Source organism: Williamsia sp. Y712 (genome assembly GCF_059445525.1).
On sequence record NZ_JCAIUN010000004.1, the window covers coordinates 223,174 to 249,620 of the forward strand.

The window sequence follows — 26,447 nt, forward strand, 5'->3', positions numbered from 1 at the left end:
AAATACGAAGACGAGCCACTATTTGTGGCTCGTCTTTGCAAAGGCGGGTCGTTTTGCGACACCCATCGGTGGGGTCGATGCGCCGGTACGGCAAGCTTGGCGAGTGTTCAGAATGCTATTTCACGAACCATGTATCCCACCCAATACCGGAAATGCGATCAGACTGGCCGCCAACACCGGTTGTGAACTCCACCTGGTCGAACCACTCGGTTTCGACCTGTCCGAGCCCAAAGTCAAACGAGCCGGGCTCGACTACCACGATATGGCGACGGTGAGTGTTCATTCCGATCTGCTGGCGGCGTGGGGCGCACTGGCACCCAAGCGGGTGTACGCCTTCACCGCCCATGCGGACACCTTTTACACCGACATCAAATATCAGCCCGGCGACGTCCTGCTGTTCGGCCCGGAACCCACCGGACTATCCGCCGAGGTCTTGGCAGACCCCCACATCACCGAGACCGTCCGCATCCCGATGCTGCCCGGACGACGCTCCCTCAACCTGGCCAACGCCGCGAGCATCGTGATCTACGAAGCCTGGCGTCAACACGGATTCCCCGGCGCCGTCTGAGCACCCGGTCAGTCGAGGGGCAGGCCGCGCATGACAAATCTGCGCAGCATGGCGGTCGTCGGCTCGGCGATCATGAGCTCGGCGTTGTCGGCCGGGGAGACCTCTGTGACCGTCAGCTGTAGTTCACCACCGGGCAGGATGTCCGCGGTGTAACCACGTTTGTCGCGGGCCCATTGCATGCTCAAACCACCGTCCACGGTGGCGGACGGTGTGGACTCGGTCCAGTAGGAACTGCTCAGACCGTCCCAGTACGACTCGAAGAACGCCTTGGCCTCGGCCGTCGGTGCCAGCGAACCGGCACCTTTCCAACCGTCCTCCAGTTCCCACAGATCCTTGATGTGGGAGTCGATGACCTGCTTGGCGTTCGCCTGGTCGTCTCCCGACGCTTGTTTGTCGAGATTGCTCGAATACGTGCTTCTCGTGGTCATATACCGAGGTTAGGCTCTTTCCGGCTGCCGGGTGGTACCCGTGCCCGCGGCGGCCGACGTCACCGGGCCCAATCCACCTGTTCCGCCATCGCAAGCAGCAGCGCACGCCGGCGGGGGCTCGTAACCCCGGCCGCGGTGGCTGCTGCCGCCATGGCCCGGTTGATCTGACTGGATCGACCAGGTCCGGGCGGCAGCACCACCGCTTTCACACTATGAAGTTGTCGATGTTCGCGCGCGGTCCCGGCCGGAGCCGGGTGCGACAGGGGAAGTCAGTTGCGTCAGAGTCAGGCAGCGAGAGTGAGTGTTCGCCTGTTGTAAGCAGGCAGCGGTCTTCGCTGTGGGTCGATGTCAGCGGGCGGGATCAGCCACGGGTGACCGTCGGAGCCCATGATCACGTCCCAGTCGGTGTTGTGAACCGCCATGTGGCAGGTGCGGTTGCGCACCAACCCCTTGAACAGCCGTTGCGGCGGACTCAAATCAACAGGCACCTGCTGCCCGTCCAGGGTGATCGAGGTGATCGACGAATCACACGCCAACATCGCCGCGGTCGCCTCGGTGATCGGACCCATCCACGGCAGTGATGCAGCCTCGGGATGATCGGCGGGAACGGTGACCATCACCTCGGTCCGCGGCGCCGACACCAGCGTCTGCCCACCACCACCGCAGTCAAGCAGTTGATGCAGGGCGTCGGCGCGTCGTTGCGAGAGTGTGCGCGGATCGTCCGAGCCGTCAGGCTGCGGCCGTTTCTTGCTCCAGAAGTCCAACGCGGAGAACAACTTTTCACCGATCACCGCATCCACATCGAACGTCCCGACACAACGACCTTCACGGACCGCGTAGTCCAGACTGTTCAAGGACCGGTCTTCGGCCGGTGGTGGCCCCCCGGTGTCCTTCGCCATCTCGTTCCCCAGCAACCGGGCGGCCGCACCGATCTCAGCCGGCGTCGCCCCGGAAATTGCCTGACTCAACAACTTCCGCTCGAACTCAACCTTCTCCTCGGCCGCGACCGCAACCGCGGACCGGCCGACCACATGCGCGACACCTTTGACCACCGCATCGACGTGCTCGGATGCAAGAAACCCGTCCCTCGAATAACCCGCAGTCCGATCCAAGCCATCGATGCCGACACCGATGCGTAACCAGCGGTATGCGGAGACCGGGGCTGCACCGTTGGCCTGCAACAACTTTGCCGTTGTCGATCCGGCTGTGCGAGCGATGCCGGACTCGTCGATCACCGCGGCGCACACCATGAGTTGATGCTCGGTCGCGTTGCGTAGGGTGATCAGATCTTTTGTCATCCCGAGCGCCGCGTGGGGATCGTCGGGTAGCACCAAGTCGACCAGGGAATCAACCATATCGAGAAGCCGCACCACAGAACACCTCCGGGCATGAAGCAACAGGAAAGCTGATAATTCTCTTGGGAAGAGGATTTGTTCGTCAGTGGTCTCTGCGATCAACTGACCCCAGCCTAGCGGTTCGAACACGTGTTCGCAAGGGTAGATTCTCGCCAATTATGTTTTGCTGCAACATCTTTCGATAGCAATACGAAGAAACTCAGCGCGGCGACTCAACCAACGATTTTGAATCTTTTAACGCGTGAAGTGGCACCACCTGTCAACGTCACGCAGCTTTTTGCAACACCGAAGTGCTTGGCCAGCAATGCCGCGACAGCCGCATTGGCTTTGCCTTCGGTGGCCGGTTCCCGGACGAACACCGTGAGCGCACCCGCGTCGTCGGTTTCGATCAGCGGGCCCTTACGACTGTTCGGCTTCACCGTGACCACCACCAGTTTTTCCACGCCTTCAGGTTATTACGCCATGATCAACGACGGTTTTCAGCACACTCGACGGATCAGGCCCAATCCCGGGATCGGCTGGCGACCCGAAGATCCATGCGCTGCATACGTTCTGCCACCACGGTCACCGCACCCTCGGCGTTCTGAACCCGGCCCCGGATCAGTAGAGCAGGCGACGACTGGGCCAACTTGCGGTATTTGGCCCACAAACCCACCGAGCAGACCACGTTGACCATGCCGGTTTCGTCCTCGAGATTCACAAAGGTCACCCCCGAGGCGGTGGCCGGCCGCTGCCGATGTGTCACCGCTCCCCCGACCAGCACCCGGGAACCATCGGGCACCGACAACAGATCGGCCGCCGCGACCACACCGAGCTCTTTGAGCTGGGGCCGGATGAATTCGGTGGGATAGCTTCCCGGGCTGACGCCGGTGGCCCACACATCCGAGGCGGCCATCTCCACATCACTCATACCCGGCAGCGCGGGTGATCCGTTGACCTCGTGCAACGCCAGCCGATCCGACTTCTCCGCAGCGGCTGCCCCGGCATCCCACAACGCCTGGCGGCGGCTGGTCCCGAAACACTCCAGTGCCCCCGCCGTGGCCAGCGACTCCAGTTGCCGGGTGCTCACCTCACAGCGACGGGACAGGTCCGCAGCACCGTTGAACGGTCCCCCGGCGTCCCGCTGCGCCACGATCTTCTCGGCCAGATCGATGCCGATGTTGCGCACCGACCCCAGCCCGAGCCGGACATCGAGGCCACCGTTCTCCAGGTCCGCATGGGGCTGCGAGACGTTGATGTCCGGTCCGTGCACCCTGACCCCATGCCTGCGGGCATCGGCGACCAACGACTGCGGTGAGTAGAAACCCATCGGCTGTGCCTTCAGCAGTGCCGCACAGAAGGCCGCCGGGTGATGCAGCTTGAGCCACGACGAATAGAAGACCAGGGAGGCGAAACTCTGCGAATGGCTCTCGGGGAAACCGAAATTGGCAAAGGCAGCCATCTTCTCGAAGATGCGATCGGCCACTTCCCCGGTGATCCCGTGCAGGTCTTCCATGCCTTGGTAGAACCGGCTGCGCAGGCGATCCATCTTCTCTGGTGATCGTTTCGACCCCATCGCCCGTCGCAACTGATCGGCCTCGGCGGCGCTGAAGCCGGCAACATCGACCGCCAACTGCATGAGTTGTTCCTGGAACAGCGGTACCCCGAGGGTCCGTTTGAGCGCCTGCTCCATCGAGGGATGCTCACAGGTCGGCTCTTCCAGACCATTGCGACGACGAATGTAGGGATGCACAGACCCACCCTGGATCGGGCCCGGCCGGATCAGTGCCACCTCGACCACCAGGTCGTAGAACTTTCGGGGTTTGAGCCGCGGCAGGGTGGCCATCTGTGCCCGCGACTCCACCTGGAACACACCGACGGTGTCGGCGCGACAGAGCATGTCGTACACCGCTTTTTCGGTGAGATCGATCTTCGCCAGGTCGACGTGGATGTCGCGATGCTCGGCCAGGAAGTCGATGGCGTAGTGGATGGCCGAGAGCATGCCCAGGCCCAGCAGGTCGAACTTCACCAGACCGATTGCGGCACAATCATCTTTGTCCCACTGCAACACACTGCGGCCGGGCATCCGCGCCCATTCGGTTGGGCATACGTCGGCGATCGGCCGATCACAGATGACCATGCCACCGGAGTGGATGCCCAGATGCCTTGGCATGCCGTTGATCTGCTCGGCCAGATCGAGCACGTCGTCGGGGATGTCGGTCTCGGCCGATTGGGCAGCGCCATACCGGTGCACCTGTTTGCTCCAGGCATCCTGCTGACCCACCGAGTATCCGAGGGCACGAGCCATGTCGCGCACCGACGACTTACCGCGGTAGGTGATCACATTCGCCACCTGGGCCGCGTTCTGCCTGCCGTAGCGCCGGTAGACGTACTGGATGGCCTCTTCACGCCGATCCGATTCGATGTCGACATCGATGTCCGGTGGGCCGTCCCTGGCCGGGGACAAGAACCGCTCGAACAGCAAGCCGTTGCTGACCGCATCCACCGCGGTGACACCGAGGGCATAACAGACCGCCGAGTTCGCGGCGCTACCTCGTCCCTGACACAGGATGTCGTTGGCACGACAGAACGAGACGATGTCGTGTACCACCAGGAAGTAGCCAGGGAAGCCCAGTGAATCGATCACGTTCAGCTCGTGTTCGATCTGCTGGTACGCCTTGGGATGCTCCTGCGGGGTGCCATATCGCTCCAATGCCCCACGTGCGGTGAGCTCACGCAACCACGAACTCTCCGTATACCCTTGCGGCACATCGAAAGGCGGTAGCTGCGGCGCGATCAGATGCAGCCCGAATGCCAGGTCTTTGGCCAGCATGACGGCGTTGTCGAGGGACTCCGGATGTGCGGCGAGCAACCGGGCCATCTCATCCCCGCTGCGCAGATGCGCGCCACCGAGTGGACCGAGCCACCCGTCCATCTCGTCGAGGCTGCGCCGTGCCCGCACCGCAGCCATCGCCATCGCCAGACGCCGACGCTCCGGTGCCGCGAAGTGCGCGCCCGTGGTCGCGACAGTCTGCACCCGATTCCGATGGGCGATCTGCGCGAGGGCGGCATTGCGCTCGTCGTCTTCGGGAACACCGTGGACGGTCAGTTCCATCACCACGTTGTCGCGGCCGAACCTGCCAACCAGATCACGCAGTGCCTTCTCGGCAGCCGACGGACCACCCGTCTCCAGTGCGCGTCGTACATCACCCTTGCGGCAACCGGTCAGGATCAGCCAATGTCCTTGCGCCGCCTGCGCCAGCGTGTCGATGTCGAAGCGCAGCAACCCCTTCTCCCCGGCCGCCATGTGGCCGTCGGCCAGTTGACGCGACAGACGGCGGTAACCCTCCTGCCCCCGGGCCAGGACGAGCAGGTGCGAACCGCTCGGGTCGGCGATCCCGGTCCGAGACGAGTCGTGTTCCAACGACAACTCGGATCCGAAGATGGTGGGCAGTTCCCATTCCCGGGCGGCCTCGGCAAACCGCACCACCCCGTAGAAGCCGTTGTGATCGGTGATCGCCAGCGCCTCGAGTCCCAGCCGGTAGGCCTCCTGCGCCATCTCTTCCGGACTACTGGCACCGTCGAGAAAACTGTACGAGGTATGGGCATGCAATTCGGCGTACGGAGTGGCAGAAGCACCCCTGCTGAGCGCTCCGGCCTCATAGGGCTCGCGCTTGCGGGACCAGGCCGGACTATCACTGCCATCACCGGCAAATGTCTCACCGGACCGGCCGCCGTCGGACGGTCGACCGGACAGTACGCGCTCCATCTCCGACCAGGTCGGAGGGCCATTGTGCCAGCCCATAACCCATGGTATCGAACATAGTTTCGATCAACAAGTCGCCCTCACACCTCGACCAGGGCCGATGGCAGTGAACTACTTCGGTGCCGTGAATCCGACTCTGGCATTGTTGCCTCACATGACGGAACGCATCACAGCTCACCGGGTCGAGCCCGATCGGGGCGGTCGGATACTGACCGCGACATCGGCGCTCGACACCCCGTTCCTCGCGGTCGACGAGCAGGTACTCGATGCGAACATCGCCCGCATGTCGGCCTTTGCGGCTGCGGCCGGCCTCCGGTTGCGTCCCCACGCGAAGACGCACAAATCACTCATCCTGGGACAACGCCAATTGGACGGCGGCGCAACAGGCCTGACGGTTGCCACCATCGCAGAAGCGGAATCCTTTGCTGCCGGGGGTTTCTCGGACCTCTTCATCGCCTATCCACTGTGGCTGACCGAGAACAAGGCCGTACGACTGCGTGCGGTGATGGAGCGGGCGCGGGTGCTGCTCGCGGTCGATTCGGTTGCCGGCGCACAGCAACTCGCAGCGCACCTCCCCGGGGCTTCGGTACTGGTCGAGGTCGATTCGGGACATCACCGTACCGGTGTCGCCCCTGAGGTCGTCGGCGATGTGGGAGCAGGCGCGGTCGAAGCGGGATTGCAGGTGCTCGGGAGCTTCACCTTTCCCGGACACAGCTACCGACCCGGTGGCCCGTCCGATGCCGCCGGGGAGGAATCGCGCGCCCTGGCAGTGGCCGCCGAATCACTGCGCAGCCGCCAGATCGACCCGGTGATCCGCAGCGGCGGTTCCACGCCTTCGGTATCTGATGCCGATCCCACGGTCCTCACCGAGATCCGGCCGGGTGTCTACGTGTTCAACGACGCGCAGCAGGTCGAACTCGGGATCGCTACCATGGCCGATGTGGCATTGACGGCAATCGGCACCGTGGTGCACAGCAACGGAGCAAAGGCCATCGTCGACGTGGGCAGCAAAGTCCTCGGGGCAGACCAGCCGGCCTGGATCAGCGGTGGTGGACGGCTTCCCGACGAACCCGAGGCGCGCGTCACCGCACTCTCCGAGCATCACGCAACCATTGATTTCTCGAACACCTCGCGCACCCCGGCACCGGGGATGCGGGTCCGGATCGCCCCCAATCATGTGTGCACTGCCGTCAATCTCGCCGATGAGCTGGTCGTGGTCGGCGCGGATGACGTGGTGACGCACTGGCCCGTCACCGCCCGTGGAGCCAACACGTGAAGCGACTCGGAACCGTGGCTCTGGCAGCCCTGACACTGGCCGTGTCCGCGTGCGCTCCGGACGAACAACCCGAGGTGACACTGGAATTGACCGCAGCCCCCGACATCGAGTTCGACCAGATCGGCATCGATGAGGTCCGCGACACAGCAACCGAATTGGTCTCCTCCACCAGCGAACTGGGGGTCGACATGATCCGCAGCGCCCAGTCAGCGGCCGATCAGCAGGCCGCCAATGCGGTGGTGTCTCCCTGGGGAGCCATGGTCACGCTGCAGATGGTGCGGGCCGGAGCCGGCGGCAACACCGCTGTCGAACTCGATTCCGTACTCGATGTCACCGATACCGACACCGTGGCAGCACTGATCGGTCAGCTCGATCAGGTTTCGGGTGATCCCGGCAGCGTCGATCGGAAGAACCCACCGTCGCCCCCGGTGTTCCACCAGGCATCGGGGATCTTCATCGACGACTCCCTCGAGGTCGGTGCCGACTACCTCGAAGTGCTCGGACGCAGCTTCGGTACCGGCGTCTACCCGGTCAACTTCTCGGTGCCGCAGACCGAATCAGCACTCAACCAGTGGGTTTCGGTCAACACCGGTGGAGAGATCTCACAAACCCCCACCGAGTACAGCACCGAAACCGTGATCAGTCTGCTGTCCACGGTCTTCCTCGCCGGCGCGTGGCAACAACCGTTTTCACCGGACTCCACGACCCCTGCCGAGTTCACCGCCACCGGCGGTTCGGTGTCCAAGGTCGCCACGATGAACAAGACCTTGACCGTACCGCTGCGTCGCGGTCCCGGATGGACCGCGATCTCGCTGCCGTACTCACAGAACCTGGCCATGCAGGTCTTGTTGCCGGACAACGGATCCACACCGGAAAGTCTATTGGGCACAACCGCCCTGACCGATGCGAACACTGCGCTGCGGGCCGGACCCGAGTCGTCGGTGGCGGTGAGTCTGCCCCGCTGGGACATCGCCGGCCAGGTTGATCTCAAGGCCACACTCGAAGGACTCGGCGTCAAGGATCTGTTCACCGATGCCGCAGACCTCACCGCGATCAGCAGGCAGCTGGTGGTAACCGCCGCCGCACAGAACACCTCGATCACCGTCGGAGAGAAGGGCACGGTTGCCGCATCGGCCACCCAAATCGATGTCGGTGTCACCTCCGCACAGCCGGACAACCCGGCGGAGACCTTTGTCGCCGACCGGCCATTCGTCTTTCAGATCGTCGACACCTCAACCGGTTTGCCACTGTTCCTCGGTGTGGTCAACCGTCCCGGTCAGGGTTGACCGGCACCGAGGAACAGTGGACGCCTCCTTCGGTCAGCTGATCGCGGCGAGTCCCTGCTCACGAATATCGAGGGGCAGATTGTCGTTCGGGTGGCCCAGGCCCAGATGATCGCGCAGGGTGTCACCGGTGTACTCGGTGCGGAACAGACCGCGCCGCTGCAGTTCCGGGACCACGTAGTCGACGAAGTCGTTGAAAGTGCCCGGGGTCTGGGCGGTCGACACGATGTAGCCGTCCGCTTCCCCACCGGTGAAACCCGCTTCGATCTGATCGGCCACGTCGGAGGCCGTACCGACGAACTGAGGCAACAGCACGCCCTGTGCGTACAGCTTTCCGATGTCGCGCAACGTCAACTTGTCCCGCTGACTGAGCCTGCGGGCCACATCGAACAATCCCTGGGTTCCGGTGACCGTGATGTCTTCGAGCGGTGCATCGAGGTCGTATTGGGAGAAGTCGTGGTCGGTGTGGACCGACAACGTGATCAAACCTGAGATGGGATCGGCCAATTCGTTGTGGAACGCCTGCTTTTCGCGGGCGATGGACTCGGTCTCACCGATGAACGGGATGAACGAGGGCAGGATCTTGACGTGATCGGGGTTGCGACCCACATTCACCACCCGGGACTTGACGTCGTCGTAGTAGGCACGGCGACCCTCGGGTGTTGGGTCGATCTCAAAGATGGCCTCCGCCCAGCGCGCCGCGAAATCCTTACCGGTGGAGGACGATCCGGCCTGGATCAACACGGGCCGGTGCTGCGGTGATCGCGGCTGGTTCAGCGGGCCACGGGTCCGGTAGTACTCACCGTTGTGATCAACCGTGCGAACCTTGTCTGGATCAGCCCACACGCCGGCCGCCTTGTCGGCGATCACCGCGTCCTCGTCCCAGGCCGACCACAACTTGATGGCGGCCTGAACGAACTCCTCGGCCCGGAGGTACCGCTCGTCATGGCCGAGATGCTCGTCGAGTCCGAAGTTGAACGCCTCGGCCTGGGTCAGGGAGGTGACGATGTTCCAGGCCACCCGGCCGCGCGAGATGTGATCGAGCGAGCCGAAGACACGGGCCAATTCGTAAGGGTGGAAGTACGTGGTGGACTTGGTGATCGCAATACCCAGGTGCGTGGTCACGGCCGCGATACTGGCCGCCACCACCGACGGATCGAGGGCGGCTGCGGCTTGCGTGCCACGCCGTAACGGTTCGGACTGGTCATCACCGAAACGTAAGGGCGCCGCCAGCAGATCCGCAAAGAATGCGAAGTCGAACTTGCCGCGCTCGAGGATCCGTCCGACCCGGTGGTAGTGCTCGGGCGAGAAGAACTCGGTGGTGGATCCGGGATGCCGCCACGCGGCGTGCGAGTGGGTGACGGGTGAGGCGATCAGAAATCCGCCCAGGTGCAACTCACGGCTCATGGTGTGGGGTCCTCAATCTCGGGTGTGTCATCCCATGACAGTCTCGGGTGTGTCATCCCATGACAGTGCCCGCCGGCCGATCCTCCAAGCATTGTCTTCAGGGTGAACCAAACACCGCACCGCACCGGCGGCCCGCGTATCGTCTCCTATTCATAGACCCCCTCGACCACCCACTTGCCCTGCTGATAGAGCAGTAGCAACGCTCGCGAATCTTCCAGTAACACTTGAGCTCTCGCATACGACCCGACATGCGATCCGTCGTCGGCAGCGGACCACCACCGTTCGTCGACCGCCCACGGCCCGGCCCACCAACTCAGCGACCAGGTCCGGCGACCCCAGCACAGGCTGGCCGGTTCGGCACTGAAACTGCCGCGGGCCGTGACCTCGACAGGTTGATCTTCTGCGTCCAGCACCCGGACCGGGGCCATCGGCAGGATCGCCGGAGAGGGCCCCGGCAGTCGGCCCGGCCACGGCGCCGACGGATCCGATGCCGCCACCAATTCATCACCCAGCGGCACCAGCGTGATCTGCTGCCCCGGTCCCCGACCACCACTGCGCACCGGAACCTTGACCCGTTCACCACCGAGCAGACCCTGCACCCGGACCAGCGCCCGGCGCACCCGCTCGGCCACCTCGCCATCGCCTCCGGTCAGACCACCACCGGTGAATCCCAATTGCATTGCCCCCGCGCCGATCACCTCCACCGGATCCAACCGGATCAGCACCACCGGACCGTCCGGACGGTCGGCGGCACTGCGCCCGGAGAGCCATCCCTCCACCTGCCAGCGGATCCGGTCGGCCGTGGCATCCGGTGTCAGCGGCTGCGCACACCGCCAGGTACGCGAATACTCCCGACCACTGTCGGTGACCGCCTGGACGGTCAGCCGGGTACAGGCCACCGACGCCGCCGCCAACAGATCGTGGAGCTGGGCAGAGAGCCTGCGCCCGACGAAGGCGGCCGCATCCACCCGGTCGATCGGCGGATCGCACTGGTGCTCGACGACCAGGTCCGGCGGTGGCGCCTGCCCTGAGGCAGGACGTTGGGGTAGGGCCCGCGCGGTGCGGTGGGCGTAGATCGCATCGGCAGCGAACCGGGTTGCCACGTCGGTCGCCGACAATGCCGCAAAGTCACCGATGGTGCGTAAACCCATCCGCCACAACAGATCAACAAGGGCAACCCGATCATCAGCGCACATACTCGGCTCCACAGCCAGCTCCGAGATACGCAGCGGCGCCAGGAACTGCGCACCCTGCCCGGGCGGAATCACCAGCCCACGACGGGCGGCGATGACCGCGGTGAACAGTTCATCGGCCACCCCGACCTGCGACTCGACACCGCAGGCCGACACCACATCCGTCAGCTTCTCGGCGGCGATCTCCTCACTCCCGAAATACCGGGCCACCCCACGGGCAGGCAACACCATCAATCCCGGCCGCAACACCTCGACCACCGGGATCAACTCGGCAACCGCCGCAACCACCGGCTCGAACAGGCGCGCATCACGTCCGGTATCCGCATCGGCGATCATCAACTGCGGACAACGGGCCTGCGCATCACGCTTGCGCATCTCCCGTCGCACCCCGGCGCCGCGCGCCGAGGCCGAACAGGCCACAACCCGCCCCGACTGCAACACCGCGACCGGTCGCTCCGGTGAGATGTCGACCTCCGCCGCCGCAGCCACCGCCGGCCAATCCGGGCACCAGACACCAAAGCTCCGCCCACTCATCTACAGCGCCACCTTGAGTGGTCCGGATTCGAAAACATCCTGTGCCACTGCACTATCCGACACACCGTCGATATCGGTGTGCGAATCCACCAACTGAACACGGTTGTCGCGGTGCATCACGTCCAGCCTGGTGGTGGCACCGGCGAACCCTCGGCCCCGCGAACGCACCATCAGCGACACCCCACCGAGCCGACCGTGCCCGCGCCGGAGCGCGGACTGCCCGAACCCCGACGGTTGATGCCGGTAGTCACACACCCGGGACTGCACTTTCACATGCGCCCCCGACCACTGACCGTCGGTGACCACCAAGACCGCGCCTTTACTGCGGGCCCGAGCCATCACCACCCGGCTACGGGAGGGCGGCACACTGATCCCACCGAGCCCGACCACCACCAGATCAAGCCCGTCCAGCAGCACCGCCGCGATCTCCACCGGGTCAGGACCCGGGTCGGGGATGACGGCGATGCGGGACAGGTCCGCACCCATCTCCACCGCCGCCAACAATCCCAACTGCGGCTGCCCGATCACCGCCACGTGGCCCCCGTCAGCACTCACCTGGGCTATCAACGACAGCAACGGTGATCGCGCTCCTTCCAGCACCAACACCGTGCCCCGAGCCAGCCCAGATGGCGGCAACACCCGTTCGAACGCCGGCGGCACCGGCAACCGATCCCGCTCAGAATACTTTTCATCGACGGTCCGCACGGCGGCCATCTGATGCTGCGGCACAACGGATTCCGGTCGTGACCGAGTGGTGGCAGCAGCCAGGGTCTGCCGCAACATCTCCAGCTTCTGCGCCCTACTCGGCACCGCGCCCGTTGCCATGTCCGTCACCATTGCCGGTGCCGTTTCCATTGCCCGCATCACACCTCCACATCACTCCTCACCCGAAGGCGAGGAAGCGGCACAGGGAAGGTGGGCCACCGTCAGAACCAACATGAACAATCGAACATGTTTTCGATATCTACGAGCGTAGGTCAGCCCTCCGACAAGCGTCAACACGGACGGCGAGTCGGCCCCGAAATGCCGGGGCGAGTCGCCACACAGCGATACAGCAACCGCACGCGCCCCGGTGTCCACTAAGGTCAATGCCGTGAGCGCCCCCTCTTATCGCGTTCCCGGTCCCGACTACCTCGTCGCCGGGCGATACCGCCTGCGTTCGAGGATCGGTGGCGGCGGGATGGGCGCGGTCTGGCTGGCGCACGACACCCTCCTCGACCGCCAGGTCGCCGTCAAACAGGTGCTCTCGGTCGCCGGGATGACCGAGGATTCGGCAGCCGAGATGCGGCAGCGGGCGATGCGGGAAGGCCGGATCGCCGCCCGTCTGAGCCACCGCAACGCCATCGCCATGCACGACGTCGCCGTCGACTCCGGTGAGCCGTGGCTGGTCATGGAATACCTCCCCTCGCGCAGCGTGGCCGAGATCCTGCACCAGTCCGGCACCCTGCCGGTCGACCAGGTGGCACAGATCGGCGCCCAGATCGCCGACGCCATGGTCGAGGCGCACGCCGCGGGCATCCTGCACCGCGACATCAAGCCCGGCAACATCCTGATCGCCGAAGGGCGCAACGCCGGCCTGGTCAAACTCACCGACTTCGGGATCTCCCGGTCGAAGGACGACGCCGCACTGACCCAGACCGGGGTCGTCACCGGAACGCCTGCGTACTTCGCCCCTGAGGTCGCCAGGGGCGAGGATCCCAGCGAGGCCTCCGACGTCTACTCCCTGGGGTCCACCCTCTATACGTCCGTCGAGGGCCAACCGCCCTTTGGCGTCGATGAGAATTCGCTCGTGTTGTTACACCGCGTCGCCCGTGGCGAGATCATCCCGCCGAAACGATCCGGCGCCCTGGAAGGCGCTCTGCTGGCGATGCTCGAACCCAGCCCGGCGCGGCGCCCGACGATGGCACAGATCCGCGACCGCCTCGCCCAGATCGCAGCCGGCGACAACAGCAACACCGCACTGATCCTCACCACCCCGCTCGAGCGCAAACCGGCAACCCCACCTCGCGTCCCCACCCGGCGGATACCCACCACCACCGAATCGGGCCTTCCGGCTGCCACCGGTGTTCCGGGCCCCGCTCCACAGACCAACACCCCGCCGCGACCGAACCCTCAACCCACATCCGAGCAGACACCGCCACCGGCCGGTGCCGATCCGTCGCAGGCCACCCAGATCTCCGGCTCGGCCTATCCGGTGTCCTGGGCTGCTGCGCAACCGCAGAATCCACAACCACCGCAGCGCCACCTCGGACTCGCTGCTGCCGTGTTCCTGGTGTTCGTACTGCTGGCCGCCATCGCGATCACCATCATCGCCCTGGTGCGCTGAAGCCCTCGAGCCCCAAGCCCTGGTGTGCTGACGTCAGTGGATGTGCCGGTTCACGGCCCAACGGGTGAGCGCGTTGCGATTGGACTGCTGGGTTTTGCGCAGCACGTTCGAGGCATGCGTTTCCACGGTCTTGATCGAGATCACCAGGTCCTCGGCGATCTCGCGATAGGTGAAACCGCGGGCCAACAGCCGCAGCACCTCCATCTCACGTGGTGTCAGCGAATCGAGCTCGGGATCGAGTTGCGGTTCCGGTACCGGCGAACGACCGGTGAACGAATCGAGCACGAACCCGGCAAGACGCGGACTGAACACCGCATCACCATCGGCGACCCGCCGCACCGACTCGGCCAGCTCGGCGCCGTCGATGGTCTTGGTGACATACCCGCGGGCACCCGCGCGGATGGTGGCGATCACGTCTTCGGCGGCGTCGGAAACGCTGAGCGCCAAGAACACCGGCGGATTTTGCGGGGCAGCGTCGGCGACACCCCGGAGCACCGCGATCCCACCGCCCGCCGGCATGTGGACGTCGAGCAGCACCACATCTGGCGCCGACTGCAGGATCCCGGAAATCGCGTCCGGCACGGATCCCGCCTCCCCGACCACCTGAACATCCGCCTCGGACGCGAGTTCGGCCCGGACACCGGAGCGAAAGACACCGTGATCGTCCACCAAGAACACGCGGTACGGTCCGCTACGCCCGGTCATCGCTCCTGGTCTCCATCCCCCGGCGTCTGTCCACCGTTGTCCACCTGCGGCTCACCGCCGCGCTCAGCACGCGGCATCGCCATCCGAACGTCGACGCCTTTGCCCGGCACCGACTTGATGTCAACGCTACCGCCGTGCCGGATCACACGGCCCTTGATCGAACCCGACACTCCGCGACGATCTTCGGGCACCTCGTCGGGATCGAAGCCCACACCACGATCGCGGACGTAGACCACGATCTGCCCGGCGTCTACCTCCGCGTACACATCAACCGATCGTTGCCCGGAATGCTTGGCGGCGTTCACCACAGCCTCCCGGGTGGCCGCGATCAGCGCGGCCCACCGGCGCGTGTCGGTACTCCATTCCGGATCATCTGCGGTGACGTCGCCGACAGTCACCACCTCGACCTCCACCCCGTAGTGGTCCTCCACCTCGGCGACAACGGACTTGATGGCTGCGGTCAGCGAATCACCATGTCTGTCAACCTCTCCGAAAAGATAGCTGCGCAGCTCCCTCTCCTGGCTCCGGGCCAGCCGCTGCACCTCGTCGGCGTGGGACGAACGCTTCTGGATCAATGCCAGCGTCTGCAACACCGAATCATGTAGGTGCGCTGCGATTTCCTCGCGTTCGATGTTGCGGATCCGAGCTGCACGTTCCATCCCGAGCATGCGCGCCATCCGCAACCACAGCGGGATGGTCAACAGCAGCACGCCCATGACCGTGGCCGCGACCGCCAGCAGGATGGTGCTCCAGCCGCCGATCATGTTGTTGCTGGCCAGCACGACCACCACCAGTCCGATCACCACCAGCGTTGCGCCACCGGCGATCCGGGTCCACGTCAGTGCCCGCGCCGACGCCGACCGGGGTCGCCAGCTCGAGTCGAGTTCGCGCCAGACCAGTGATGCGCCGACGGCAACCACCACCAGCGGGATCAGGAACTGTGCCGGGGTGCCGGAGGCGACGAACCCGACCAGCACCACCGCCACAACACCGATGATCGCGAGCCCGATCCCTTGTCTGCGTTCGGCCTTCGTGGGTGGCACGGTGTCGGTACCCGGCGGGCACATGAACCAGAGCAGGCCGTATGCGCAGATCCCGGCACCTGCCAACGCACTGAGCACCACGAACACGACCCGTACCCGAAATGCGTCGACACCGAGATGATCGGCCACGCCTCCGGCAACTCCACCGATGACACGGCCCCCATCACGGCGGCGGACACGTGGGACAACAGTGGACATCAGTCGATACTGACATGCCATGACCATCCGCCACATCGGGGACATTCCCCAGATGTGAAGACAGGGTGCAAATCAGGGTGAATCCCGATGGTGCGTGGACCTCGGCCTCCGCAGAATAGAACCATGAGTACCACCACGCCGAGTACCGACGACTTGCAGCAGCAAATTCGGAAGATGTGGCAGACCCGGCCCGCCCGGGCCACCGATGGTTCCACGATCGGCGGTGTGTGCGCAGGCATCGGTGCCCGCTACAAGGTCGATCCGACCCTGGTGAAGGTCGCGTTCATCGTTGCAGCCCTGTTCGGCGGGTCCGGGCTGGTGCTCTACATCGTCGCGTGGATCGTATTGCCCGAGGGTTCGTCGACCACACCGCCGACCGCCCAGCAACACGGGCGCCGGTGGCATGGTTTCGGGCACTCGTCATCGCATCCACCCACCGTCGCCGCGATCGTCGTCCTGGTGATCGTTGTCCTTGTCCTGCAACCCAACCTCGCCTGGAGCGGAGGCGGCCTGGCCGGTACGGCACTCATGTTGCTCGGCTGGTGGCTCCTCTATCAGCGGACTCCGGTGCCTGAGCCGGGCACCAGCGTCGACACCCTCGGGCGGGGGTCCGGCAGTGCGCAACCCGATGGTCAACCTGCCGCTGCCACCGGCTCGTGGTGGCACAGCGGTGTCGGTTCCGGCAGCGTCACCGACCCGGCGGACCAGTTCCAGCGCTGGACCCCGCGGGCCTGGCTCAAAGACGAGCCACCGGCCCCCTCGGAAGGCAGCACCGACCCGGTGAACGACGATGCGGTCGTGGCCGATGCCCCATTGCCGTCTCCGCCGGCGTGGGATCCGTTGGGCGTTGCGCCTTTTGCCTGGGATCTCCCCGAGCCCGCGCCGCCGGTGCACGAGAAGAAGTCGCCCTCGCGATACACCCCGATCGTGCTCGGCATAGCGATCATCGCGACCGCAGTGACCGCAGGCATCTCCAGTTCCGTCGACTGGCTCAGCCCGGCCAAGGTCGCTTCGGTGGGGTTGCTGGTGCTGGCCGCCGGAATGCTGATCGGCGCATTCCGCCGACGCGGATTCGGACTGATCACCGTTGCCATCCCGGTCGCCGGTTTCGTTGTGGTCGCATCGTTGATCAACGGCATCGGATTCCCGTCCGGCGGCGTCGGTGACCGCGAGTGGAAGCCGCTGACCACCGCAGACCTGCAGGACAATTACTCCCTGTCCATGGGCAACGGAACCCTCGATCTGACGAACATCGAACTCACCGGGGACAAGACAGTGACGGCCGAGGTCGGTGCCGGAGAGCTCACGGTCATCGCTCCTCACGACATGAACATCCGCGCCGACTGCGACGTCGCGATCGGCGAGGTCAAGTGCCCCGACGGCCTGGACGGTGGAAAAGACGGCACGGAAGGCCCCGTCCTGACCCTCGACCTGAGCGCATCACTCGGAAACGTGGAGGTCACCCGTGGATAAGTTCTCTCCAACACTCGCCCTGAGCGGTATCGGAGCTCTCCTGGTGGCGATCTGGGGGCTTCTCGGCGGCCCGGACATCACCAATTCGGGTATCGCACTGTGGAGCACGCTTGCCGTCGCCGTCCTGGTCGGATTCGCACTGATCTTCAGTGGCGGACAGCCGGACAAGAACGGACAACACGACAACAAGGACACCGAACCGGCGGAGTGACCGCAGCCGGACAACCGCTCGGTGGCCAGACCTCAGAAACGAGGTCCGGCGATCACTCCCACTCGATGGTGCCCGGCGGCTTGCTCGTCACGTCGAGAACCACCCGGTTCACCTCTGGTACCTCGTTGGTGATGCGGGTCGAGATGAGTTCGAGGACCTCGTAGGGAACCCGGGTCCAGTCGGCGGTCATCGCGTCTTCACTCGACACCGGGCGCAGCACGATCGGATGACCGTAGGTACGGCCGTCGCCCTGCACACCCACGCTGCGGACATCGGCGAGCAATACGACCGGGCACTGCCAGATCTGGTTGTCCAGGCCGGCCGTTGTCAATTCCTCACGGGCGATGAGATCGGCCTTGCGCAGCAATTCGAGCCGCTCGGCGTTGACGGCACCGACGATGCGGATGGCCAGTCCCGGTCCCGGGAAGGGTTGGCGCGCAACGATCTCTTCGGGAAGACCCAGCTCGCGTCCGACCGCACGGACCTCGTCCTTGAACAGCAGGCGAAGCGGCTCGACAAGACTGAACTCGAGGTCCTCCGGGAGCCCACCGACGTTGTGATGGCTCTTGATGTTCGCGGTACCGCTGCCACCACCGGATTCGACGACATCTGGGTACAGCGTCCCCTGTACGAGGAACTCGACCTTGTCGCCCTCGGCGGCACGGTCACCGAGGACATCGCTGACCGCTCCCTCGAACGACCGGATGAACTCGCGTCCGATGATCTTGCGCTTGGTCTCCGGATCGCTGACGTCGGCGAGTTCGCGCAGGAAGGTCTCTTCGGCATCGACGGTGACCAGACGGGCGCCCGTGGCGGCGACGAAGTCGTGCTGAACCTGTTCACGCTCACCGGCGCGCAGCAGCCCATGGTCGACGAAGACACAGGTCAATCGGTCACCGACGGCCCGCTGGACCAATGCCGCGGCCACAGCCGAGTCGACGCCACCGGAGAGGCCGCAGATCGCCAGACCGCCACCGATCTGCTTGCGGACCTGTTCCACCAGGGAATCGGCGATGTTCGATGCGGTCCATGTCGGCTCCAGCCCGGCGACCTCGTACAGGAACCGGGTGAGCACATGCTGGCCGTGCGGGGTGTGCATGACCTCGGGGTGGTACTGGACGCCTGCCATCTGGCGCTCCACACATTCGAAGGCGGCAACCGGTGCACCTGGCGTCGATGCGGTGACCACAAACCCGGGCGGCGGCTCCTGCACGGCGTCGTTGTGACTCATCCAGACCGGCTGCTCATCGGGGGTTCCCCCATGGAGGACACCGCCGGCAGTGGTCATCGTCGTGCGACCGAACTCACGGCCACCGGTGTTGGCGACCACGCCACCCAGTGCGTTGGCCATCGCCTGATATCCGTAGCAGATACCGAGCACAGGGATACCGAGCTCGAACAGGCCGACATCGATCCCCGGCGCGCCTTCGGCGTACACCGACGCCGGACCACCAGAAAGAACCAGTGCAACAGGGTCTTTCGCTTTGATCTCTTCGATGCTCGCCGTATGCGGGATCACCTCCGAATAGATCCGGGCCTCACGGACCCGCCGAGCGATCAACTGCGCGTACTGGGCGCCGAAATCGACCACCAGTACCGGTCGCGGAGCCGCTGCTTGCACACCTGTATCTACGCTGTTTGCCACCGGACCAGTCTAAACGCGTCGCAGTTGTGTTCCGACCGTGGGGAGACGATCCTAGGCTCCTGCCTGCATGGGCTTCGTCACAACGGTCAGCGGAAGCCGCAGCGCACCGGGTGCCCCTTCTGGCACCACCGGCGAGTTGGGCTGGGTCGGCACAATCCGGACATAGGGCTGACCCTGCTCGGGCCGGAAGTCCACCTCACCCTTGTTCGGCCACAACGCGACAGCCCGTTCGGCCTGCGCGCAGATCGACAACGACGGGTTCACACCCAGGTTCGCCGAGATGGCCGCACCGTCGGTGATGTGCAGCGTCGGATAGTTCCAGACCCGGTGATACGGATCGACAACACCGTTCTCGGGAGTGTCCGAGATGACACATCCACCCAGATAGTGGGCGGTCAGCGGCATGTTGAACACATCACCCCAGGTTCCGCCTGCCAGGCCGCCCTCGAACTGCGCCGCCGCCCGTTCCGTCGCCTCGTTACCCGCCGGGATCCACGTCGGGTTGGGTTCTCCGTGGCCCTGCTTGCTGTTGACGAAGCGCCACGGTCCGAACTTCTGCACAAATGTGGTCAACGAGTTGTTCCGGTTCTGCATCACCAGCAGGATGACCGTGCGCTGACTCCAGTGCCGCAGCTTGAACAACTGGATCAGACTGCCCAGCCCCTCCTCACGCACCTTGTCGAGCAGTTTGAGGCGCCGCGAACGACCCGGTTCGCCGTCGGTCAGCATGGTCTGCAACAGCGCAATCGCGTTGGAACCCTTGCCATACCGCACCGGTTCGATATGCGTGTCCGGCGCCGGATGGAAGGACGAGGTGATCGCGATGCCCTCGGAGAAGTCCTGTGCCGGATCGTATGTGCGACGCATCGCACCCAGGATCGATTCGGAGTTGGTCCGGGTCAGCAGTCCGAGCGCATCCGACACGTCCGGCAACGCACCGCTGTTCTTGCTCAGGTGCATGATCTTCTGCGTGTTGAACGTGCCGGCGGCAACGATGACCTGACCTGCGGTCAGCGTCCGGCGGCGCGCGCCCAACCGGCCCCATGCGGCCGACCGGCCGGTCTGCACATCCCAGCCACCATCCGACCGCTGCGAGAGTCCGGTCACCGTGGTGCGGTCGATGATCTTCGCCCCGCGGGATTCGGCCAGACCCAGATAATTCTTGAGCAAGGTGTTCTTCGCACCCACCCGGCATCCGGTCATACAGGCGCCACATTCGGTGCACACCGTGCGGTCCGGACCGACACCACCGAAGTAGGGGTCTGCCACGTCTTCACCGGGACGTCCTGTGCCCCCGGACTTTTCACCGAAGAACACCCCGACGGGCGTGGGGCCGAACGTATCGGCCACACCCATATCCTCGGCGACCTTACGCATCACCCGGTCGGCATGGGTCTCGATCGGAGTGGTCACCACACCGAGCATGCGGCGGGCCTGCTCGTAATAGGGCGAGAGTTCACTCTCCCAGTCGGTGATGTGCGCCCACTGCGGATCGGCGAAGAACGGTGACGGCGGTTTGTAGAGGGTGTTCGCGTAGTTCAACGACCCGCCGCCCACACCGGCGCCAGCCAGGATCATCACGTCTTTGAGCAGGTGGATCCGCTGGATCCCGAACATCCCGAGCTTGGGAGCCCACAACCATTTGTGCAGCCGCCAACTCGTCTTGGCGAACTGCTCGTCGGAAAACCGACGGCCGGCCTCGACAACACCGACCTTGTAACCCTTTTCGACCAACCGCAACGCACTGACGCTCCCGCCGAACCCCGATCCGATGATGAGCACATCAAAATCGTGGTCGCGGCGGGCGTCAGGCTTCTCGGGCTGCGAGTTACCGTTACCGCGCGATACAGACATCGTGACATCGTACCTTGTCACATAGCGCTGTCGCGGCGACTCGACCTTCGGTCGACCCCGCTCTCAGTCGCAGACCGAAAGCCCGACCTTCTGGAACTCCTTGAGAGTTGAGTAGCCGGACTTTGCCATGGAACGACGAAGTGCGCCAACGATGTTCAGATGACCGAACGGATCGTCCGTCGGACCGTGCAGGACGGTCTCGAGGGATGGACGTCCCTCGTCGGAAGCCACCGGCAGGAGCGCGCCACGCGGCATCGACGGATGCGCTGCCGCGGCCGGCCAGTAGTAGCCACGACCGGGCGCCTGCGCCGCGGCGGCCAACGGACTGCCCAGTACCGCAGCATCGGCGCCACAGGCGATCGCCTTCGCGAGCTCACCGGAAGTGTTGATGTCGCCATCGGCGATGACGTGGACGTAGCGCCCGCCGGTTTCGTCCAGGTACTCGCGTCGTGCCGCAGCGGCGTCCGCGATCGCCGTCGCCATCGGCACACCCATGCCCAGCACTTCACTGGTCGTGGTCGATCCCATGGTCGATCCATATCCGACGATGACCGCAGCCGCTCCGGTCCGCATCAGGTGCAACGCGGTGCGGTGGTCGTGCACACCACCTGCAATCACCGGGACATCGAGCTCGGCGATGAACGTCTTCAGGTTCAGCGGTTCCGAATCCTCTTGCGAGACATGTTCGGCGGAGATGATCGTGCCATGGATCACCAGCAATTCGACTCCTGCTGCCACCAGCACCGGGGTCAATTCGGCCGCATTCTGCGGACTGACCCGGACCGCGGTGGTCACACCGGCATCGCGGATCGTCTTGACGGCCTGACCCAGCAGATCCCGGTCGATCGGCGCGGCATGCAGTTCCTGCAGCTTGCGAACCGCGGCCGACGGATCGATCTCGTTCTCCGCGATCTCCACGACCTGGGCGATCTTGTCTTCGACGTCGCGGTGCCGCGCCCACAGACCTTCACCGTTGAGCACACCGAGTCCGCCGAGCCGACCCAGCTCGATGGCGACCTGCGGCGAGACCAGCGCGTCTGTCGGATGACTCAGGATCGGCGTGTCGAACCGGTATGCGTCGAGATGCCAGGCGGTCGACACCTCTTTGGACGAACGTGTCCGGCGGGACGGAACGATGTTGATGTCACTGAGTTCGAATGTCCGCCGGGCAGTCCTGCCCATGCCGATGTCCACATGATCGCGCACGTGTTGTGCCTTTCGTTGCCGCTGCGCATCACACAGTGGTGATGCCGACCAGCTGATTTGACCGCTCCCCGGACGGTCGGCTCGCCGCCGACCAGGTTTTCATCGGGAAGTGTAGTTGGGTGCCTCGACGGTCATGGTGATGTCGTGCGGATGGCTTTCTTTGAGACCGGCTGCCGTGATCTGCACGAACTGCGCATTCTGCAGGTCGGAGATCGAGCTCGAGCCCGTGTAGCCCATGGCTGCCCGGAGTCCGCCACCGAGCTGGTGGATCACCTGGGACAACGGTCCGCGGAACGGAACCCGGCCTTCGATGCCCTCGGGGACCAGCTTCTCTTCCGACAGCACGTCGTCCTGGAAGTAGCGGTCCTTCGAGTACGACTTGGCCTGACCCCGACCCTGCATCGCACCGAGCGAGCCCATGCCCCGGTAGCTCTTGAACTGCTTGCCGCCCACCAGGATCAGCTCGCCGGGAGACTCTGCGGTCCCCGCCAGGAGCGATCCCAGCATCGCGGTTGATGCACCGGCGGCCAGCGCCTTGGCGATGTCACCCGAGAACTGCAGACCGCCGTCGGCGATCACCGGGACCCCGGCCGGCTTACAGACCGCGACGGCCTCCATGACCGCGGTGATCTGGGGTGCACCGACTCCGGCAACAACGCGGGTCGTGCAGATCGATCCGGGTCCGACACCGACCTTGACCGCGTCGGCACCGGCCTCCACGAGTGCGGCAGCAGCCGCGCGGGTCGCCACGTTGCCGCCGACGATCTGGACCTTGGATCCCACCTCGGCCTTGAGCTTGCTGACCATCTCCAGCACCAGCCGATTGTGCGCGTGGGCGGTGTCCACGATGATCACGTCGACGCCTGCGTCGGCCAAGGCCATCGCGCGGCTCCACTGATCGCCGCCGGTACCGACGGCCGCACCGACGAGCAGCCGACCATCGGCATCCTTGGTGGCGAGGGGATGCTGATCGGTCTTCACGAAGTCTTTGACGGTGATCAGGCCGGTGAGCCGGCCATGTCCGTCGACGATGGGAAGCTTCTCGATCTTGTGCCGACGCAGGAGTCCGAGCGCGGCCTCTGCCGAGACACCTTCTTGCGCGGTGATCAACGGCGCCTTGGTCATGACCTCGGCGACCGGACGATTCTGGTCGACCTCGAACCGCATGTCCCGGTTGGTGATGATGCCGACCAGTTCACCGGCCTCGTCGGTGACCGGCAGACCGGAGATCCGGTACCGGGCACACATCGCGTCGACCTCCGCCAGCGTGGCGGTGGGACTGCAGGTGACCGGATTGGTGACCATGCCGGCCTCGGACCGCTTGACGGTCTCGACCTGTCCTGCCTGCGCCTCGATCGACAGGTTGCGGTGCAGCACGCCCATGCCACCGGCACGGGCCATCGCGATCGCCATCCGGGATTCGGTCACGGTGTCCATCGCGGAGCTCACCAGCGGCACCCGCAGGGTGATCTCCCTTGTCAGCTTCGTGGACGTGTCGACGTCACTCGGAATGACATCAGAGGCGGCAGGAAGCAGCAGAACGTCGTCGAAGGTGAGGCCGAGCATGGCCACCTTGTTCGGATCGTCACCACCGGTCCACACGTGGGCTGGGCCGGCTATCTGATTGTTCATTCCGGGCACGCTCATTCCGGTCGGGCCATCGTCGTGAGACAGCACAGTCGTTTGAATGCCCCTATCCTATCTGCTCGAAAGTGCAACCCCTGCCACGGCAGCGGAGCCGCCCATCACACCGCGATATCGCCGTCGCAGTGTCATCTGCGCAACGGAAACTTTTCGCCACCCCGTGCGCAGAGTGGCGCTGGTGGGGTGCGGCTGACTACCGTGGTCAGGGTGCGAGACCATTTGCCACCGGGCCTGCCACCGGATCCTTTTGCCGACGATCCCCGAGGGGACCCATCGGCAGCGCTCGATGCGGCCCCTCCCGGAGAGCCCTTGGACGCGGGTGAGCGGATGGCGATCGAGGAAGACCTCGCCGACCTCGCCGTTTACGAGGCATTACTCAATCGCCGTGGTGTCCGCGGCCTCGTTGTGATCTGCGACGACTGCCAGCTCGACCACTACCACGACTGGGACATGCTGCGCGCAAATCTGCTGCAGCTCCTCGTCGAGGGAACCGTGCGACCGCACGAGCCTGCCGTCGATCCGTCGCCAGAGGCATATGTCACGTGGGACTACTGCCGTGGATACGCCGACGCGATGATGCACGTCCGCGAAGACGACTGAAACTGCGCGACGCCACCGGTCCGCGTGAAGCGACCAATCCTGCCGTGCACTGAAGATCCTGACGCGCACTGAAAACTGCTGGTGATCTCTCGACCGATCACCAGCAGTCCGGTCGGCATCAGCCCGGGGGAACCACCGGGACTTCACTGTTCGGAGCGCTCGACGGCGGCGGCGGTGGCGGCTCTGAGGTCGACGGCTCACTGACGATCGTGGGCGGCGGTTCCGTCTCCGACGACGACGGCACGGGTTCGCTCACGGCGGTCTCCGAAGGTATGACCGTCACTGTTTCCTGCGGAACCGTCACAGTTTCTGTGGGTGCGCTCGGTGTGATGGTCAACGGCGCCTGGGGCGTACTCGAGCTGGTCGATCCCGATCGCGCAGTCGACGTCTTCGATGTCGGATCGCCCAACAGGCCGCGCATCTTGTCGATCTTGCGCTCCAGGGACGCTCGGTCGCCGGCGTCACGCACGTCATCGAGCATCGATTCGGCGGTGTCGAGGTACTTTCTCGCGGCCGGTTTGTCGCCGGCCACAAACGCTTCCGCGGCACGGTCGATGTTGGCCTCGACGTCTGCCATGGCCAGCGTGGATGACGCATCCGCACCGAACATGACCTCTTTGACACCCCATAGCGGGTCACCGGGCGTCGCGTTGTGGGCAACCACGCTCACACCGCCGAAGATGAGGGCGACCGCGGCCACCGCACCCCCGGCATAACGCGCGATACGCAGCGAACGTCGCTGCGTAGCGTGGCGCCGCGTGGCTGCGGCGATGCCGGCCTCGACATCTTCAAGCGTGGGTTTCTCTCTGATCGGCTGGGCCACGACGTCATCACGCCACGTCGAGAGCAGCCCGGCCAGTTCGTAGTCGACCTGCGACCGAGTCGGAACGATCGGCTTCGACAGCAGTGCCTCGATGAACTCGTCATCGGCGCGAACAGCACCGAGATCCACCGGGATCGAGTCTTCGCCGCGCACGGCATCATCCGGCGAGGGCATGGCTCCGGAACCGTTGGCGTTGCCGCCTGCTCGGCGATCACGCTTTTTGGACACTACCCTCACCACCTTTCAGGATCTCTTTCTTCAACTTTGCGAGCGCCCGATGTTGGGCCACCCGCACGGCGCCCGCGGTACTGCCGATGGCGGCGGCCGTCTCTTCTGCAGACAACCCCACGACCACTCGCAGTACCAGGACTTCTCGTTGCTTCTCCGGAAGCTTGGTCAGCAGTGCGTTCATCCGCCGACCCGCGTCTGAATCGATGGCCCGCTGTTCCGGGCCACCGTCCGTTGCCATCTGTTCAGGTAATTCGTCGACCGGTTCGGACTTGTTCCGGCCGGCCGCCCGATGGGCGTCCGCGACTTTGTGCGCGGCGATGCCGTACACAAACGCCATGAACGGCCTGCCCTGATCCTGATACCTGGGCAGCGCGGTCATGACGGCCATACAGACCTCCTGCGCAACGTCGTCGGCAGAGAGCGAATGTCGCTCACCACCCCCGACCCGGGCCCTGCAATAGCGCACAACCATGGGACGGACACTCTCTAATACGTCGGAGAGAGCTGACCGATCGCCCTGCGTTGCCGCAGTAACCGCCCGGTCCAACTCGTCACCTGTAAAAATCATCGCTCGTTGAAGTCTCCGCGTTACTTTTTCGTCGAATGTCCCGTGTCCATGCCAGGATCATCCCCCCGCGGACCGATGGAGGAGCTTTCCCCCGACGACCCGAGGGGGATCACCCCCAGTGAAACGCCCCC

At 64.9% G+C, this 26,447-nt stretch carries 22 protein-coding genes; 7 read left to right on the forward strand and 15 right to left on the reverse strand.

The features are described 5' to 3' along the window. Positions 1-103 precede the first annotated feature (103 nt). Positions 104-568 carry a tRNA (cytidine(34)-2'-O)-methyltransferase gene (locus tag AC1D75_RS24220; protein ID WP_495517889.1) on the forward strand — a complete coding sequence of 155 codons (465 nt, stop codon included), beginning with the start codon at positions 104-106 and terminating at the stop codon, positions 566-568. A gap of 8 nt (positions 569-576) precedes the next feature. Here AC1D75_RS24220 and AC1D75_RS24225 read toward each other — a convergent pair whose 3' ends face one another. The 4 genes from AC1D75_RS24225 to AC1D75_RS24240 all read right to left on the reverse strand — a co-directional run bounded on the left by AC1D75_RS24225 (position 577) and on the right by AC1D75_RS24240 (position 6,135). Next, the gene (locus AC1D75_RS24225) at positions 577-996 is read right to left on the reverse strand and encodes a hypothetical protein (protein WP_495517890.1); all 420 of its coding nucleotides are present in this window, start codon (positions 994-996) and stop codon (positions 577-579) included. 284 nt (positions 997-1,280) lie between these two features. Next, on the reverse strand, positions 1,281-2,366 hold the full coding sequence (locus tag AC1D75_RS24230; RefSeq protein WP_495517891.1) for a DUF222 domain-containing protein: 1,086 nt from the start codon (positions 2,364-2,366) through the stop codon (positions 1,281-1,283). 197 nt (positions 2,367-2,563) lie between these two features. Further along, positions 2,564-2,794, reverse strand: a complete 231-nt coding sequence (locus AC1D75_RS24235) for a DUF167 domain-containing protein (protein WP_495517892.1) — start codon at positions 2,792-2,794, stop codon at positions 2,564-2,566. A 53-nt stretch (positions 2,795-2,847) separates the two neighbouring features. Further along, positions 2,848-6,135 (reverse strand): error-prone DNA polymerase, encoded by a 3,288-nt coding sequence (locus AC1D75_RS24240; protein WP_495517893.1) that lies wholly within the window; start codon positions 6,133-6,135, stop codon positions 2,848-2,850. Between the two features lie 115 nt (positions 6,136-6,250). Between AC1D75_RS24240 and AC1D75_RS24245 the strand changes: the two genes are divergently transcribed. Next, positions 6,251-7,372, forward strand: a complete 1,122-nt coding sequence (locus AC1D75_RS24245; protein WP_495517894.1) for an alanine racemase — start codon at positions 6,251-6,253, stop codon at positions 7,370-7,372. Further along, entirely contained in the window at positions 7,369-8,658 is a 1,290-nt protein-coding gene (locus AC1D75_RS24250) for a serpin family protein (RefSeq protein WP_495517895.1), read from the forward strand. The genes AC1D75_RS24245 and AC1D75_RS24250 overlap by 4 nt, the downstream gene beginning before the upstream one ends. A 33-nt stretch (positions 8,659-8,691) precedes the next feature. Here the strand turns inward: AC1D75_RS24250 and AC1D75_RS24255 are convergent, their stop codons facing one another. The 3 genes from AC1D75_RS24255 to imuA' all read right to left on the reverse strand — a co-directional run bounded on the left by AC1D75_RS24255 (position 8,692) and on the right by imuA' (position 12,644). Further along, entirely contained in the window at positions 8,692-10,062 is a 1,371-nt protein-coding gene (locus AC1D75_RS24255) for an LLM class flavin-dependent oxidoreductase (protein ID WP_495517896.1), read from the reverse strand. A gap of 146 nt (positions 10,063-10,208) precedes the next feature. Further along, entirely contained in the window at positions 10,209-11,789 is a 1,581-nt protein-coding gene (locus tag AC1D75_RS24260; RefSeq protein WP_495517897.1) for a DNA polymerase Y family protein, read from the reverse strand. Then, on the reverse strand, positions 11,790-12,644 hold the full coding sequence (imuA', locus tag AC1D75_RS24265; RefSeq protein ID WP_495517898.1) for a DnaE2-dependent mutagenesis accessory factor ImuA': 855 nt from the start codon (positions 12,642-12,644) through the stop codon (positions 11,790-11,792). It abuts the gene before it with no gap. A gap of 238 nt (positions 12,645-12,882) precedes the next feature. Between imuA' and AC1D75_RS24270 the strand changes: the two genes are divergently transcribed. Continuing rightward, a complete protein-coding gene (locus AC1D75_RS24270; RefSeq protein WP_495517899.1) occupies positions 12,883-14,115 on the forward strand; it encodes a serine/threonine-protein kinase in 1,233 nt (410 codons plus the stop codon). A 33-nt stretch (positions 14,116-14,148) separates the two neighbouring features. Here AC1D75_RS24270 and AC1D75_RS24275 read toward each other — a convergent pair whose 3' ends face one another. Both AC1D75_RS24275 and AC1D75_RS24280 read right to left on the reverse strand, forming a co-directional pair. Next, complete coding sequence (locus AC1D75_RS24275; RefSeq protein ID WP_495517900.1) at positions 14,149-14,820, reverse strand: response regulator; 672 nt, start codon at positions 14,818-14,820, stop codon at positions 14,149-14,151. Beyond that, positions 14,817-16,061: an ATP-binding protein gene (locus AC1D75_RS24280; protein ID WP_495517901.1), complete on the reverse strand. Its 1,245-nt coding sequence runs from the start codon at positions 16,059-16,061 to the stop codon at positions 14,817-14,819. The genes AC1D75_RS24275 and AC1D75_RS24280 overlap by 4 nt, the downstream gene beginning before the upstream one ends. 123 nt (positions 16,062-16,184) lie before the next feature. Here AC1D75_RS24280 and AC1D75_RS24285 point away from each other — a divergent pair, with 123 nt between their 5' ends. Next, positions 16,185-17,534 (forward strand): PspC domain-containing protein, encoded by a 1,350-nt coding sequence (locus AC1D75_RS24285; protein ID WP_495517902.1) that lies wholly within the window; start codon positions 16,185-16,187, stop codon positions 17,532-17,534. After that, complete coding sequence (locus AC1D75_RS24290; protein ID WP_495517903.1) at positions 17,527-17,745, forward strand: hypothetical protein; 219 nt, start codon at positions 17,527-17,529, stop codon at positions 17,743-17,745. Before AC1D75_RS24285 ends, AC1D75_RS24290 begins: the two co-directional genes overlap by 8 nt. A 52-nt stretch (positions 17,746-17,797) precedes the next feature. Here the strand turns inward: AC1D75_RS24290 and guaA are convergent, their stop codons facing one another. From guaA to guaB, 4 genes are all read right to left on the reverse strand, one after another. Continuing rightward, positions 17,798-19,390, reverse strand: coding sequence for a glutamine-hydrolyzing GMP synthase (gene guaA / locus AC1D75_RS24295; protein WP_495517904.1), 1,593 nt, complete (start codon positions 19,388-19,390; stop codon positions 17,798-17,800). 51 nt (positions 19,391-19,441) lie between these two features. Beyond that, the gene (locus AC1D75_RS24300; protein ID WP_495517905.1) at positions 19,442-21,244 is read right to left on the reverse strand and encodes a GMC family oxidoreductase N-terminal domain-containing protein; all 1,803 of its coding nucleotides are present in this window, start codon (positions 21,242-21,244) and stop codon (positions 19,442-19,444) included. A 63-nt stretch (positions 21,245-21,307) separates the two neighbouring features. Next, positions 21,308-22,450, reverse strand: a complete 1,143-nt coding sequence (locus AC1D75_RS24305; protein WP_495517906.1) for a GuaB3 family IMP dehydrogenase-related protein — start codon at positions 22,448-22,450, stop codon at positions 21,308-21,310. 99 nt (positions 22,451-22,549) lie between these two features. Further along, the gene (gene guaB, locus AC1D75_RS24310) at positions 22,550-24,082 is read right to left on the reverse strand and encodes an IMP dehydrogenase (protein WP_495517907.1); all 1,533 of its coding nucleotides are present in this window, start codon (positions 24,080-24,082) and stop codon (positions 22,550-22,552) included. Between the two features lie 219 nt (positions 24,083-24,301). Here guaB and AC1D75_RS24315 point away from each other — a divergent pair, with 219 nt between their 5' ends. After that, entirely contained in the window at positions 24,302-24,694 is a 393-nt protein-coding gene (locus AC1D75_RS24315; RefSeq protein WP_482138344.1) for a DUF5319 family protein, read from the forward strand. Between the two features lie 118 nt (positions 24,695-24,812). Here the strand turns inward: AC1D75_RS24315 and AC1D75_RS24320 are convergent, their stop codons facing one another. Both AC1D75_RS24320 and AC1D75_RS24325 read right to left on the reverse strand, forming a co-directional pair. Continuing rightward, a complete protein-coding gene (locus AC1D75_RS24320; protein ID WP_495517908.1) occupies positions 24,813-25,745 on the reverse strand; it encodes an anti-sigma-D factor RsdA in 933 nt (310 codons plus the stop codon). Next, positions 25,729-26,316, reverse strand: a complete 588-nt coding sequence (locus tag AC1D75_RS24325) for a sigma-70 family RNA polymerase sigma factor (protein ID WP_495517909.1) — start codon at positions 26,314-26,316, stop codon at positions 25,729-25,731. The genes AC1D75_RS24320 and AC1D75_RS24325 overlap by 17 nt, the downstream gene beginning before the upstream one ends. Positions 26,317-26,447: the final 131 nt, after the last annotated feature.